This is a genomic window from Asticcacaulis sp. MM231, assembly GCF_964186625.1.
Taxonomy (GTDB): domain Bacteria; phylum Pseudomonadota; class Alphaproteobacteria; order Caulobacterales; family Caulobacteraceae; genus Asticcacaulis.
Genome location: NZ_OZ075108.1, coordinates 1659049 through 1672885 on the forward strand (window position 1 = coordinate 1659049; position 13837 = coordinate 1672885).

Below are 13837 nucleotides of genomic sequence, written 5' to 3' on the forward strand. Positions count from 1 at the left end.
TATAAACCTGCGTCATGACATATCTAACCCTCTATTCGCGCTCGTGAAAAGCGGTTAGGTCTAGGGCGTGAAAAAGATATCGACCATGAGACACGTAACTGATTTGCACCGCCTTTTGTCGTTTACCGCTATGGTAGCGTTGACGACGCTTGCGGGCTGCAATGGCAAGCCGGCCTTGCCCGAAGCGCCCGACGCCATGCGCGCCGCCGGCTATTCGCGCGCCCCGCAGATCATCGAGGTAGCTCAGGCCGGTTCCAATATGTTTGTGGTCACCGGTCAGACGATTCCCGATGCCCGCGTGCGCTTCGGCTATGACGGCAACCGCGCCATTGGCGTCACTTCGGACTCCAAGGGGCGTTTCCGCGCCGAACTTCCGGCCGGACCGCAAGGCGGCCTTTATGACCTCTCGACCGAAGATGGTGGTCGGCTGATGTACGCCGAAGGACGCCTGTTCATTCCGCCGCTGGCGCCGCAAAAGGCCGTATTGATGCGGGCGGGATCGCCGAGTCTGGCCCTGTTCAACGATGATACCGAGGTGGCGGTGCTGGATTATGATGCGGCAGGCGCTCTTGCGATCAGTGGTCGCGTAACGCCTTCTGCCGCGGTTGAGGTGATTCTGAACGGCGACATCTGGCGCACCACCAGCGATGATCGTGGCTATTACAACGCGACGACGCAAATCGAGCCTCCGCTAAAAACCGAGACGCCCAACAGCCTGACATTGGTGGTCGGTGAAAAGCAGATAAAACGCGATTTCACCGACGTTCTCCCGGCCGGTAATGAAGACGCCATAAGCCGGGTGGGAGAGGGGTGGCGGGTCGCGTGGAAGCTACCGGGCGGCGGTATGCAGACAACGCTTGTTTTTTAGCCATCCGTATTTCTTGAACGCGAAATGTCAAATATCGGTTTGTGTTTCCACCACCGCGTCGGTGACGGGCATATCTTCATCCACCGGCATATAGCGTTCAGCGGCTTCTGCCTGTAGCGCCTCGGCGGCTTTCATCTGGACCATGGCTGTCGCGGCCAGGATAGCCAAGCTGATGAGGGCAAAGAAGGCCATCAAGGCATAGGGCGTGGAAGAGCTTGTACGTACGGCATAGGCGGAGGACATGATCTTAGATCTCTGCAAGGCTGAAGGGTCTATCGGTTACAGGCGCGGATGTCCCGGTCAGGATCGTATGGAGCTGTGTGTCCCCGGTGGCTGCAAAAGCCTTGCCAACATAGAGAGAAAAGCCGGAAATGATCATGATCAGGGCCATAACAATGACGATGGTCTCGAAGATGACGTGCTCGCGGCCATCGCTGCGATAGTCTATATTTCGGGAGGTGATTGTGCGGGGCATGGCAGGACTCGCATTGAAATAACGCGTTCAACATGCGCTCTTGGGCGGTAAGGAAAATATAGGCCAGTCCCTTGGCTATTGTAAAAAGGGCGAGGGTAGCCTGCTGTTGTGATGTTTATGGAGGCTTTCTTACGGCTAAGGTTTCAACCTCACAGTCATGCCCGGCCATAGAGGTTTTGGCCGATTGGGAAGCCCAATTCGATGCGCTGTTGGAGGAGATCTCTTAAATGCCGATGCAGCGCAAATTAGACCTGTTTTTGGGTTGTAAAATGTCATACAATTGATTTTTTGTTGGTTTCATAAGGCGCAAAATTAGTGATCAGGTTTCAAATCAAAAAGTTAGTATCCCTGGTATTGGGATTGGTGACCTTGATGTTCGCTGGTTTCGCAGTTCAGGCCCAGCCGGTGCGTGTGCTCAGTCCGGATGGAAAAGTCACAGCGGTCATAAGTGACGAAGGCGGAGTCTTGGCCTATCGCGTGTCGATGGACGGCAAATCCATCCTCGATCCATCCCCACTGGGTATGAATACGAACGGGATTGACCTTGGGGCGGGGGTATCCATCAATAAAACGCACCGCGGGAAGGTGGCGGAGCGTTACCCCTTCCATGGCGGCAAGGCCTGGGCTGACAACCATGCCAATACGGCGAAGCTTTTTCTATCGTCCAATGGGGTGGCGTTTGAGGCCGATGTCCATGTCGCTAATGATGGTGTCGCCGTGCGGCTGAGAGTACCGGCCCTTGCCGGTCGAAAGGTTGAAGCCGATGGATCGGGCTGGAACCTGGCTGAACCTGATCCCAAGATCTGGGCGACAGAATTTGGACCTGAATATGAAAATACCTATGCAGAAACGACCTTAACCAAGCTTAGCGACAAAGCCTACGGTCTGCCATTGACGGCCAAGGTCAGCGGATTTTGGGTGAACTTGAGCGAAGCGGCGGTTGTCGACTATGGCGACAGTTCTGTCCATTTGACCAAAGAGGGGACGCTGGCCACGCGCCTCTATGCCGATCCCAATGGCTGGTCAACAGACCAGGCGGTGATCCAGCCCTGGCGCGTGACGATCATTGCCCGCGACCTGACAGGGCTGGTCAATTCAACTCTTGTGCAAAACCTCAATCCTCCCCCTTCGGCGGAGTTGGCGGAGGCCAAATGGATTCGTCCTGGGCGCTCATCATGGCAATGGTTGGCAATTGGCGATCCTCTCGAAAACGATCAGCATCAATGGGTCGACTGGACGCACCAGCTCGGTTTTGATTACTACCTGATTGATGATGGCTGGGCCAAATGGACCACGCCGTGGCCGTCCCTAGTGGATACGGTTCAGTATGCCCGTCAACAAGGCGTTGGCATCTGGGTCTGGGTTCATAGTCAGGATGTATCGACCCCGGCGATACGCAAAGCCTTGTTCAAACGCTTTGCCGACATTGGCGTGGCAGGAGTCAAGGTTGATTTTCCGGCGCCCACCAATAGGGAATGGTCCAACTGGTATGCCGACACAGCGCGTGACGCCGCGGCCGAGCATTTGATGGTTAATTTTCACGGAGCCTCCAAGCCGACAGGCACGGAGCGGACATGGCCGAATGTTCTGACACGCGAGGGGGTGCGCGGCCATGAGTGGCACATCACGCGATATCAGCGCAAACTTACGGCGGACCACGACACAATTCTGCCGTTCACCCGCTATGTGGCAGGCCCCGGGGATTACACGCCGACCGTTTTTGAAACCAAGGAACTGCAGGGCAATAGCTGGGCACACGAACTGGCCCAGATGGTCATGTTTACGTCGCCGTATCTGTCGATGGGCGGGCACCCGCAAACCTATCTGTCAAACCCTGGGCTTGACCTGTTAAAGGCTGTGCCCGCCACGTGGGATGAAACGATCGTCCTGCCTGGCAGTGAACCGGGTAAGGTCGCTATCATGGCCAGACGCAGCGGTAGCAACTGGTTCATCGCGGCTATCAATAACGGCGAGGCGCGTGACATGGAACTAAGCCTGGGGTTCCTGAAAAAGGGGACGTGGCATATGGTTGAACTTGACGATGATCCGGATAAGCCGGATGCCTATAAGCGTCTGGAAAGACCGGTGGCATCTGATCAGCTTATCAGGCTGACCATGCGCTCACGTGGCGGCTTCATCGCTCGTGTTCGCAAAGAAGCTAAGTAGGAGCGCCTGTAGCCGGTTCACTTGCCCTTATTGATATATCAGCGCTGTTGCAGAGATCGCGGATCTTTGTAATCGTCTGAATACTGTAAACGCCGTAAAAAACAAACGGCGATATGACTTAGGGAGATGTCAAATCAACCAGTCTCCCCCCCTTTTAGTTGTTGGCTCCAATGTCGGCTCATATCCAATGCCCATAAGGCGGCATAGGAATGTTATCTTCACTTCATCGAATGCCGAACTGTTAAAATTTGAAATTGTAACGGAGAAGTGCAGCGCACGTTGGCGTTGTTAAATGCCAAGCTGGCTCGAACAGGAGCCTCTAAGTGTGGGTAAGTGGCTGTTTCATAATTGAAAAGTAAATTGTAGTATAAATAAAGACCCCCAGTGTGACCCCCAAAATATTTTTAAATTCTGGTTCGAAGTCCTAAAAGGTGTTATCATACAGTTGGTTGTTTATCCTAAAATTCGAGAAATGAGCGCAATATTGTGCAGTATTGGATATATTATGGTGATTTTAGAATACCGGCCACCTATTAGATAGTCGGTGTCTAACGGGGATCTCCGAGTGTTGATTATCACCTAAAACTGATGGAGTTGTCTAATCGCGAGGTGGGTGTCAATCCGCTTTAGTTTGATATGTCGTCGGCCGGGTGCATGGTTGTCTTCGCGGTCGACATTAGGCGCCGCATGATGGAGCTTCACGGGAAGAGTCTTCCAATGTGGACGACGCACTTCGCTAACCTAGCGATGCAACTCCATCAACGGAATGGATCAGCCTGTGGATTCCTGCAGGGACGTCTCAGACGTTCAGGGTATGAACGCTACCTCTATAAGTCATAACGCTATGCCTGCCTTTCGGTCGAAAAACTCCCCGTTCTTCAGCATCGCATGCATTATCATTGTCAGTTTCCGTGCGACGGCCACCGCAGCTCGCTTGAACCCGATCTGTTCCCGAAGCTGAAGACCCCATCGACGCAACCCGCTATCGATGGTGCTGCGCGTCAAGATCACGGATGCTGCCTCATAAAGCAACCCTCTTAAATGCTGATCTGCGTCTCAAGAGCCGCATCTGACAGTTCGCGGATCATCTGCAGCGGATGATCGCGGCGGACACGAGCCTCTATGTCGACATAGGAAAATAGAGAACCACTCCGACTGTCTGAACCACGCGTAGCACGTCCTCGAACCTAAGCATGGACCAAGTGAATCATGCCGACAGTCGCGCCGCAAGCGACTTCTTCAACACCCTGTTAGGTTATCAAAGCCCCATTCAGTTCGAGGCCACGCCTCTCAGAATGGCCGCTAAACCGGGAGTCGCTCTCCATTTTTTCAGGGCAAGTCCAGGCATTCTCATCCTGGTTGTCGCGCCGCAGTGAGGCACTGGAAATTCTCCAGAACGCAATCTCTCTAAGTTGACGGATTTACAGCCCGAAAGCCTCAAGTGGGGAGACTAAATCCTATGGCACAATACGTACCTTTGCCGGGATTTACCCTGTAGGCGAGCAATGTTAGTTGGCAACGCTAAACCCCTTGCTTTCACGATACTAAGCTTCCTTGAAGGCCCGCCGAAACTGATCCGTCAAAGGCTTTAGAAGATAGGTAATTGCGCTACGGCGGTTGGTCTCTATATTCACCTCAACAGGCATGCCCGCCATGAGCTTGGCACGAATTATGTCCGGCAAGCTGTCGGGGGCCATGGCGAGCCTCACCAGATAATAGGCTTCTCCCGTTTTTTCATTAATCATGACATCGGGTGCCAAGGTTTGAACGGTTGCGGAGGCCTCCGGTGTCGATGGTCCTGAGAATGCGGAAAAACGGATATGAGCCACTGCGTCTCGGCGTACCTGATCAATATGGCGGGGATCTACGCGCGCTTCCACGATCAAATTATCCAGGTCGGGAACCATTTGCATGATAATGTCACCAGCGCCGATAACGCCGCCCGGCGTGTGGACCTTCAGGCCAAGAATGCGGCCAGAGGCTGGTGCCCTGATCTCGACCCGGTCACGTATGTCTCCGGTGAGGCGTTGCTCCTGCGCCAGTTGAGCGATTTTCGCATCGACTTCCTTGAGTTCGCGGGCGGAATCCGCTTGCCCTTCTGAACCGATCTGCAAAATCTGGACCTGAAGGGCACTGGCCTGGGTTTTGTATTGTGCTATGCGGCTCGCGTTACTCGCCTGTTGAGCTGTCAGATCTTCCACTTGACGCTCATACTGGTTGACGCGCGTAATAGGCGCATATCCCTGCGCATTTAATTTTCGGACCGCATCCAGTTCGGACCGGATCAGATCGTATTGGCGTTTCAAGGACGACTGTTGAGCCGCTATACCTTCGACGGCTTGGTCCGCTTGTCTGATCTGGGCGACCAGTACTTGGCCCTTTTGCGACTTGAGTGCCTGGCGAGATCGGTAGAGGTCGGTTTCAACATCGAGACGGTGTTGCTCTACGGGCGTTGTGGGGGGGGCCACACCCGCATCCGGCCAGGGGCGGTTGGACAATTCAGCTTCCAGGCGGGATTTCCGTAAAATCAAATCTGCTAGCTGGTTGAGGACGATTGTATCATTCGCCCCCGCCTGGGTTGCATCGAGGCGCACCAGTACCTGTCCTTTCATCACGTGATCCCCTTCAGCGACAAGGATGTTCTTTATGAGGCCCCCTTCCTTATGCTAAATCTGTTTCACGCTACCTTCAACCGTAACCTGGCCTGGAGCGATCACTGCGCCGGATATTTGAGCAAAAGCAGCCCAGGACAAAAGACTTAACGCGACGACAAGTGTGAAGCCAAGACCAATACGGGTCTGGCGTTCAAGATGGCTCAAACTATGCTCGGACATTGTCAAACTCCTGCGTGGCGACGGAGGTAAGGGGGGGAGGGCTGAAGACGTCGGCTGTAGGGCCATAGCGGGCAACCTGGCCAGCGGACAGTGCGAGTGTTTTCGTTGCGGTTTGAAGGATGCTCTGCCGATGTCCCGAGACGATCGCAATGCCCCCGCGCGATCGCACAGCGGATATTGCCCGGATGAGCGCCTGTTCGCCGTACCCATCCAGGGCTGAGTTCGGCTCGTCCAGGATTAATACAAAAGGATCCCCGTAAAGGGCGCGGGCCAGAGCGATGCGCTGCTTTTGGCCGCCCGACAGATCAAACCCACCGTTTCCGATTTCCGTTTCAAAGCCTTTGTCAAGAGTGCGTATCCATTCGCCAAGCCCGGCGAGAGATGCGGCCTTGAGCACCGACGATGATGTCGCCTCTGGATTAAAACGGGCGATATTTTGGGCGATTGTACCTGAAAACAAATCAACGTCCTGTGGCAAATATCCAATTATCCGTTGTTGTTCGCGTTCTCCCCATTGGTCCAGAGACGCGCCATCAAAGCGCACGTCTCCGCCTATGTGGGGGAGGGCGCCCACCAGAGATTTGATCAGTGTGGATTTGCCGGCACCGCTTGGCCCCACAACGGCCAGCATATCGCCAGCATGGAGTTGGAAGCTGACGCCATTGAGCAATAGAGGGCGATCCGCGTTCACGGCAGCGCGAAGCCCGCGAACGGTCATGTCTGCGGCGGGTAAGGGTAGGGCCACCTGTGGCGGTGTAATGGCCTGTCCGCTGCGGCTCTTCAGTCGTGCATAGGCCTCTTTCGTCGAAATCCACTGCTTCCAGTGGCCTATTGCCTGCTCGATTGGGGCCAAAGCCCGTCCAACCAGTATCGACGATGCCATCATAACGCCCCCGCTGGCCTTTCCAGAGATGACCAGATAGGCACCCGTGGCTAACACAAGGGATTGAAGACTGAGGCGTACAAACTTGGATAAGGCTGTGTAAAGCCCCGCCGCATTGGTTTGGTTAAGGTGAGTTGCAGCGGCTACGGCGCAATGGGTATTCCAGTGCTGACGAAGGAAGGTCGCCATACCTAACGGCACGATCGTCCCGGCGCCACGACGACACGCTTCAGCCAAGGCTGCGGCCTCATTGCTGTGGCGGGTGAGTAGAAGCTGATATTTGCCGGTTGAGCGATTTGCCAACAAGGTCAGGGCGACCAGGAGAAACATGCCCCCCGCACAAAGTGCCCCCAGGAGTGGATGCAGAACAAATAGCAAAATCAGGAAGACGGGCGTCCAGGGCAAATCAAAAAACGTAACCGGTCCATTCCCGCTCAGGAAATTGCGGACCTGATCGAGGTCCCTCATCACTACGGCCCCTTCCCCCGGGCGCCCTTGAAGCGCGGTCGTGAGGTTGGCTGAAAATGCGCCCGAACGTAACGTTTCGTGGACATGTTGGCCGATATACGTAAAAACGCGAGCTCGGATAAATTCAAGCGCTGCGATCAGGCCATAGACCATGACAATCGCTACCACCAGGGCTTGAAGGGTCGCCAGGCTGTGTCCCGGCAGCACGCGATCATAGACCTGAATCATAAAGAGTGCGCCTGAGAACATCAGGATGTTGAGCAAGCCGCTAAATGCGCCTGCCGCTAGCAGATGTCTTTTCAAATCTTCGGCCAACAGATCGAAGGCGGTCAGCGCCAATGGCGGTGTGGGAGCCTTGTCGTGTCCGCTAAAGCCTCGGTTGCCCCAACGACTAACTACGGCCGTCCCCCATGAGGGATGTTTTTGCTCTGTGACTATCATTTGATGACTCCACTAAGGATGTGTGAGTCTGGCAGCAATTTTCATGCAAAATTCGGTTGAACATGCTCAGTTAACCAAAAGGCAGCCATTTTAGACAGCGGGCCTCATAATAAGTTGCTATTTCAAAGTCTTACGTGACTGGCATAAAAATGAAAGGTTAATTCTTGCAAAGTGCCTTTTTGGTAAATAACTTGTTAAGTTCTCAAAGTGAAACGGGTAGTATATTTTTCATTTCCAAAATGAAACACAACCTTTATTTCCGTTAATATTGTATTAATATTTATTAAAAATACGTAAACCGCCAATTTTGCGCATATTCTTAATTTAAGATATAAAATAATATATTCTTTAATGATAAATACTCCAAATACGAGAATTTAAAATAAATTATGTTGCTTGGAGTTTGTTGTGTAAAATTGTGAGTTAATCAGTATTATCCATTATGCGTGGGCATTATACTTGCACTTAATTGGGTGCGCCAATTCCGGCGTCATGCTCAAAGGAGGGCAACCATGTCTATCCAGTTAAATGTAAATGTATCCACTGTAACGGGGTCACAGGTCACGGTTGTGGGGGCTGCGCCCACAACCACGAATGATGATTTCATTAAGGGCAGCGCCGGCGCTGATACGATCGACGCCGGCGACGGTAATGATCGTGTGTGGGCCGGTAACGGAAATGATGTTGTCAACGGCGGGGCGGGCAATGACATTCTCTATGGCGAAGCTGGCAACGACATTCTGGTTGGTGGCGAAGGCAACGACATCCTTTACGGCGGTAATGACCAGGACTGGTTGTTCGGCGGTACGGGCAACGACTACCTCTACGGTGACGCCGGCGATGACGTAATTGATGCTGGCGAAGGCAACGACCTGACATGGGGCGGAACCGGCAACGATCGCATCGACGGCGGAGCGGGGAATGACTGGCTCAACGGCGGTTCCGGCAACGACACCCTGACCGGCGGCACCGGCACGGACTATTTCCAGTACTGGCTCAACAACGCCGATCGCAACCTGAACCTAGGTGCCGAATTTGGCAAAGATACAATTACCGATTTTAAGAGCGGCACTGACAAGTTGGACCTTCGCTCGCTGTTCGAGCGGATGGCGGACACGGACGTGTCCAAAGTGCTTGCTGCAGCGGACGCGCTTGTGGGGGATAACGGCAAATATCCGTACGAGATGAACTTGCCGGGGTTTGAAATTAAGGCCAGCAACGCGTCAGCCCTAACGGGTGAGTTCACATCATTGGGCGGTGATCACCTGAAGTTCGACCTGAGTGTTTCTGTCGTCAATGGCGCCAGTGAACTCATTTTGAAAGTTCAGAACCTCAGCAATACCGCCGATACCGGAATGACTATTACATTTGACAATCTGGCTGATCTTAAAGCAAGCGACTTTCTACGTGAAACGGTCAAGGTCGTGCACGGTGACAGTGCCGACAACATCATGAGCGGACATGATTTTGGAGACAAGGGCGTCAAACTTTATGGCTTCGCAGGTAACGACACCCTTGAAGGGACCAAGGCGTCCAACTCCTTGATTGGAGGTGAAGGCCACGACACCCTGAACGGCGGCAAAGGCAATGATAATCTCTATGGCGACAACGGTAACGATCTTCTCAACGGCGGTGAAGGTAGTGACCAGCTATGGGGTGGAGCCGGAAACGACACCCTGAACGGCGGTGTCGGCAATGACTATCTCTATGCGGGCACTGGCAATGACAAACTTTCCGGCGGCGAAGGAAGAGACGTCTTCATCATGGGCGGAAAGGTCACGGTGGACTGGGTGAAAGGCACAGCCGCCTTTAACGTGGATGAAGGTGTCAAGGTCATTTCCGACTTCACCGCCGGCCAGGATATGATCCGCTTCGCCGATTTCATCCCGAACTGGAATCTTCAGGATGCTCAACTACGTCAGCAATTCGTCACGACCTGGTTCCAGGATCACGCCTCACTCATCGACACCAACAAGGATGGTATCGCCGACACACTCTCGATCAAGGGGGACAATAATGGCGCCAGCGCCGGCGGTCAGTGGGAGATTCAAATCGAACACGGCCAATCCATCTATGCTGATCTCACCGACGGATCGTTTAACTATCAGGACTATTTCAGCTTTGTTTAAGATGGTCCCCGAGGTTTAGGAAGCTTTTCTGAATATTGTTCTACTGCACGACGAGTTCGAAAGGACCTCCTGGAGCCTCGTCGTGTATATGGCTAGAAGACGTTTTTTTTTGGGGCTGAAACCCCGCTCGTCGCAATACATAATATGTGATTATTAAGTTGGACTGTGATTATAGTATCACTGTGTCAGTTAACTACTGTTGTTTTCGATCCATTCTAAACTAAAGTAGAAATAAAGTCGCCTGGACTATATTTATTAATTGAGGGTGCAGTTTTATTATTGGTCGAGATGTCACTAGTTGGTGTTGACGAGTTTAGGGGAATCTCGCGCGCAAGTTCCACGGCACGGTCAGCCCATGCCTCACTCTTCGTATCCTGCTCCGCCATGAGCTTTTGAACTTTTGCGATCTGGATTTTATCAGCACCACTTTCGGTCTCAGAGTGACTGCGAAGGTAAGACGATAAAAATGCCTGTGCACTCGCGGCTGAAGAAATATTTAAGCTCATTCTGAACTCCATTCACACGATGCATTTTCAATCCGACACATTTATTAGCGAAATCTTAACCCCCGCGCCGCTGTCCTGCATTGTAAATTTCCTGGCCCTAACCCCTAAAGGTAAGCCGGTCGGAGGTAGGGAATTTTAATACTTTGGGATCGTGCGTCTTTCTAAATTCGACGGGAGACATGTTATTCCATCTCCGGAAGGCCGTACTAAAAGGCGCTGTGGTGGAGTAACCAAGATAATTCGCAACAGCACCGATTGATGCTTGCGAATCAGAGAGTAAGCGACGGGCCATGGTCGAGCGAACATCTTCCAGTATGCCTGAGTAGCAAACACCTTCTTCCGCGAGGCGCCGTTGTAGGGCCTTCGCGCTTAATCCGAGGCAGTTGGCTATAAAAGGGGCATCCGTCCGCCCCGCGCCCATCAGGAAACATATCGCTTTTTCAACATTCACTTTTATAGAATAATCATAAGCGTGGCTCGGGGATAAACGACTTTGAATATTACTGCGCATCCATTCCTGAGATAACAGTGGGTCACGCTTAATACGCATCTTGAGAAGGGTATCTTTAAATGCCAGCCCCAAATAGGCCTGGCCAAACCGGATGGTCTCACCAAAGTACCTCTCATGTCGGGAATGGTCTTTTGGTGCCGGGTGATCGAAAGCAACCCAGTCTGCGCTGATTGTTTCAGGGGCAGCAGCCAACCGTATTGCCCTGTAAATGAGCTTCAGCTTATGCTCGCAATATTGGCGCGAAGTCGCGATAGCTGAACTCGACGTGAGTCTTATAATCACTTGCTTGCTGGCGGACGCCTCTATGACATCGAGGCGATAGCCGTTCGTGTGAAGTTTCCAGTACATTGCGAGAAACTTGAGCCATTGACCGACGGTTTCGTGGTGATGGATCATGAGGGCGACGGGACCGAGATTGGGCAGATGCTCTGAAACGCAATGCGCCCAGTCCATTCCTAATGTGGGCCGCTGAAAATCTAAGGCTGCTTTTTCAAGCATCATGCCAATGGCGCGATTAGATATGAAATGGTCCAAGTCCGTCGGCGCATTGGAGGCCAACTTCGCCGTCACCATTAGCTTTTCAAAGGCGTCGGCTGTCGGAATGATGTCGACGAAACCCGACAGCGCCGCCGATCTTATATAGGATTTTTCGAGCACTTTTCAGTCCGATTAATTTTGAACAAAACCATCAGGCTACAACTTGACAATCGCATCTCTTCACAGAGGCACGCCAAGTGTTACAGTTAACGGTGCTTGTCTACCGACACAAGACGTGGCGATCAGGTGCCACGGTCTGTCCCCTCGCTCCCCGTGAGCCCAACCGATTATCAAGGCGGCGCTCTCTTTAGGCGTGATCGAAAGGGTAGATGCCATCCATCCTTCTATCTCGCATTGAGGTGAGGCCGCCGCAAATGTCTGTAAATGAAGATATTTTATTCTATTTTACGCGAAGTTTAAAAAAAGCTGTTCATCACTGTGTAGATCTTATGGGTGCGAGAAGAATGGGGCGTGGTGGAGAACTTGTGGCGGCCTTAACCAATAGATTGAAGGCATTTCGGCGCCATTTCATTCAAAGGTGTCCATTTTTATTAAGTATCGGGTCCAATATGATGATGTTTTTCGGTCCATATTCAAAACGGCTTTCAGGTTTCCTTAATCATTAATGTACCGGCTCTGATTAGCCTTGTTGCAGCAGACCGAGCTGAACGCACTTAAGCGTCAAGCTTTACGCAACGTAACTGAGCAAGAAAGGAAATTATGTCTGGTACCGTAAGACACCGTAGCGAGCGCCATTCTCTGGTGCGAACCGGCGCAGAAGTACGCAGCTTGGCCGCGTTAGGCGAAAGTGCATCGACAAGCCGCGTCCTGAATCTCAGCCACATTTTCAAGACGTTAAAGCAAGAGCCGGATTATCATAAACATCCCTTCTTTCAGGACGCCCGCCTCAACCGCGGTATAATACTCAAGCACACGCTCAGAGGCAACGAGACCGGTATTTTCTCACAGGCCAGGCGCACCGCGACAAAAATCATCCTACCCTTTGATCCAGAGGATCTGCGTTCTGGTGGCGCATCCATTTTCGTGAATGAAGCCGGCTTCGAGCGCTTTTGCCGAGAGTTTTTTATCAATTCGACCAATTCCGTGCAGGACATCGAGCTTCTTCGTCTCCTTGATGGAATTCCGTCTCTTGATCCTTTTCTAGTTCGGGAATTTCTGAGCCGTAACGGCTACAAACCCGCGGTCTGCTACCTCAAGATATCACCGGCAGACGTACAAAACATGGTCGCCTTCGCCGTATCGGAAATCGAGCGCCTCGTGAAAGTCGCCTTCGGCAATGGCCCGGATACTGCCACCGCTAAGTTTGCCGGAAAGGTATTATCCAACGAGATGGACAAGGATCTCGTGCCCCTGCAACAGACGCTTAGATTGAATGATGCAAGCTTTTCCGAAGGCATCTTTTCGTGGAGAGGCTTTCTCTATTACAAGTGGCGCTACCTCGAACTTAGAGCCCGGATGGAAAAGGTCATCGAAGGAATCATGATGTATCGACCGCGTGATTTTCCGGAGAAGGCGGTGGAAAGCTACTTGAAGGAAAGCCGACCTGAAATCTGTTCGAGCATCTTAAAGATTACTGAGGCTATTGGTCGAAATCTCAAAATCTATGACCAAGCCTATGGCGCTTTGGTTGACCGTCAGGAACCCGCTCAGTTCCGTCAGTTTCTGCTGGACGGGCCAAAGTTATTCTATGAGCTCGGGGAGCGTGTGGCGATCCTTGATCATATCGGATCGTTTTGGGCGTACCGAATATCGGGCACAAAGAGCGGACGCATAACCTCGTTGGAATATTCGGATATTCTTATGAACTTTGAAGATTGCCTGGAATATCAGGACGAGGACGAGGACGAGCTGGTTTGCTGATCAGTCACTAAATCTGAATATGACAGGTTCAGGCAACGGCAAGCATACATCAAACAAGCGTATATTCAGATCAACGACACACGGCGTCGAACACAGTGTGTGCGAGCGGGCGCTCTGGAGATTGGCCTTTGCTAGGCG

Annotated in this window: 11 protein-coding genes and 2 pseudogenes; 4 read left to right on the top strand and 9 right to left on the bottom strand. The window is 52.4% G+C overall.

Annotated features, from left to right (window positions below):
- The first annotated feature begins 85 nt into the window (after positions 1-85).
- Complete coding sequence (locus ABQ278_RS08155) at positions 86-868, top strand: hypothetical protein (RefSeq protein ID WP_349322042.1); 783 nt, start codon at positions 86-88, stop codon at positions 866-868.
- Between the two features lie 27 nt (positions 869-895).
- Here the strand turns inward: ABQ278_RS08155 and ABQ278_RS08160 are convergent, their stop codons facing one another.
- Positions 896-1111 (bottom strand): hypothetical protein, encoded by a 216-nt coding sequence (locus ABQ278_RS08160; protein WP_349322043.1) that lies wholly within the window; start codon positions 1109-1111, stop codon positions 896-898.
- Positions 1112-1115: 4 nt separating this feature from the next.
- Positions 1116-1343, bottom strand: coding sequence for a hypothetical protein (locus ABQ278_RS08165; protein ID WP_349322044.1), 228 nt, complete (start codon positions 1341-1343; stop codon positions 1116-1118).
- A gap of 372 nt (positions 1344-1715) precedes the next feature.
- Between ABQ278_RS08165 and ABQ278_RS08170 the strand changes: the two genes are divergently transcribed.
- Complete coding sequence (locus ABQ278_RS08170; protein ID WP_349322045.1) at positions 1716-3509, top strand: glycoside hydrolase family 97 catalytic domain-containing protein; 1794 nt, start codon at positions 1716-1718, stop codon at positions 3507-3509.
- A gap of 834 nt (positions 3510-4343) precedes the next feature.
- Here the strand turns inward: ABQ278_RS08170 and ABQ278_RS08175 are convergent.
- The 5 genes and pseudogenes from ABQ278_RS08175 to ABQ278_RS08195 all read right to left on the bottom strand — a co-directional run.
- Positions 4344-4553: pseudogene (locus ABQ278_RS08175) on the bottom strand (IS110 family transposase); the annotation flags it as partial.
- A 14-nt stretch (positions 4554-4567) separates the two neighbouring features.
- Positions 4568-4678, bottom strand: a pseudogene (locus ABQ278_RS08180) (IS5/IS1182 family transposase); the annotation flags it as partial.
- Between the two features lie 375 nt (positions 4679-5053).
- Complete coding sequence (locus ABQ278_RS08185) at positions 5054-6121, bottom strand: HlyD family type I secretion periplasmic adaptor subunit (protein ID WP_349322126.1); 1068 nt, start codon at positions 6119-6121, stop codon at positions 5054-5056.
- A 54-nt stretch (positions 6122-6175) separates the two neighbouring features.
- The gene (locus tag ABQ278_RS08190; RefSeq protein WP_349322046.1) at positions 6176-6343 is read right to left on the bottom strand and encodes a hypothetical protein; all 168 of its coding nucleotides are present in this window, start codon (positions 6341-6343) and stop codon (positions 6176-6178) included.
- The gene (locus tag ABQ278_RS08195; RefSeq protein WP_349322047.1) at positions 6330-8033 is read right to left on the bottom strand and encodes a type I secretion system permease/ATPase; all 1704 of its coding nucleotides are present in this window, start codon (positions 8031-8033) and stop codon (positions 6330-6332) included. Before ABQ278_RS08195 ends, ABQ278_RS08190 begins: the two co-directional genes overlap by 14 nt.
- 614 nt (positions 8034-8647) lie before the next feature.
- Here ABQ278_RS08195 and ABQ278_RS08200 point away from each other — a divergent pair.
- Positions 8648-10264: a calcium-binding protein gene (locus tag ABQ278_RS08200; RefSeq protein WP_349322048.1), complete on the top strand. Its 1617-nt coding sequence runs from the start codon at positions 8648-8650 to the stop codon at positions 10262-10264.
- A 215-nt stretch (positions 10265-10479) separates the two neighbouring features.
- On the opposite strand, the gene ABQ278_RS08205 is transcribed toward ABQ278_RS08200, so the two are convergent.
- Positions 10480-10770, bottom strand: a complete 291-nt coding sequence (locus ABQ278_RS08205; RefSeq protein ID WP_349322049.1) for a hypothetical protein — start codon at positions 10768-10770, stop codon at positions 10480-10482.
- 97 nt (positions 10771-10867) lie between these two features.
- Positions 10868-11938 carry an AraC family transcriptional regulator ligand-binding domain-containing protein gene (locus tag ABQ278_RS08210; protein WP_349322050.1) on the bottom strand — a complete coding sequence of 357 codons (1071 nt, stop codon included), beginning with the start codon at positions 11936-11938 and terminating at the stop codon, positions 10868-10870.
- A gap of 600 nt (positions 11939-12538) precedes the next feature.
- On the opposite strand from ABQ278_RS08210, the gene ABQ278_RS08215 reads away from it, so the two are divergent.
- Positions 12539-13699, top strand: coding sequence for a hypothetical protein (locus ABQ278_RS08215; RefSeq protein ID WP_349322051.1), 1161 nt, complete (start codon positions 12539-12541; stop codon positions 13697-13699).
- The last annotated feature ends 138 nt before the right edge of the window (positions 13700-13837 follow it).

Coding starts and splice junctions, on each gene's coding strand:
- ABQ278_RS08155 (WP_349322042.1), top strand. CDS start 86: ATGAGACACGTAACTGATTTGCACCGCCTTTTGTCGTTTACCGCTATG.
- ABQ278_RS08160 (WP_349322043.1), bottom strand. CDS start 1,111: ATGTCCTCCGCCTATGCCGTACGTACAAGCTCTTCCACGCCCTATGCC.
- ABQ278_RS08165 (WP_349322044.1), bottom strand. CDS start 1,343: ATGCCCCGCACAATCACCTCCCGAAATATAGACTATCGCAGCGATGGC.
- ABQ278_RS08170 (WP_349322045.1), top strand. CDS start 1,716: ATGTTCGCTGGTTTCGCAGTTCAGGCCCAGCCGGTGCGTGTGCTCAGT.
- ABQ278_RS08185 (WP_349322126.1), bottom strand. CDS start 6,121: ATGAAAGGACAGGTACTGGTGCGCCTCGATGCAACCCAGGCGGGGGCG.
- ABQ278_RS08190 (WP_349322046.1), bottom strand. CDS start 6,343: ATGTCCGAGCATAGTTTGAGCCATCTTGAACGCCAGACCCGTATTGGT.
- ABQ278_RS08200 (WP_349322048.1), top strand. CDS start 8,648: ATGTCTATCCAGTTAAATGTAAATGTATCCACTGTAACGGGGTCACAG.
- ABQ278_RS08205 (WP_349322049.1), bottom strand. CDS start 10,770: ATGAGCTTAAATATTTCTTCAGCCGCGAGTGCACAGGCATTTTTATCG.
- ABQ278_RS08215 (WP_349322051.1), top strand. CDS start 12,539: ATGTCTGGTACCGTAAGACACCGTAGCGAGCGCCATTCTCTGGTGCGA.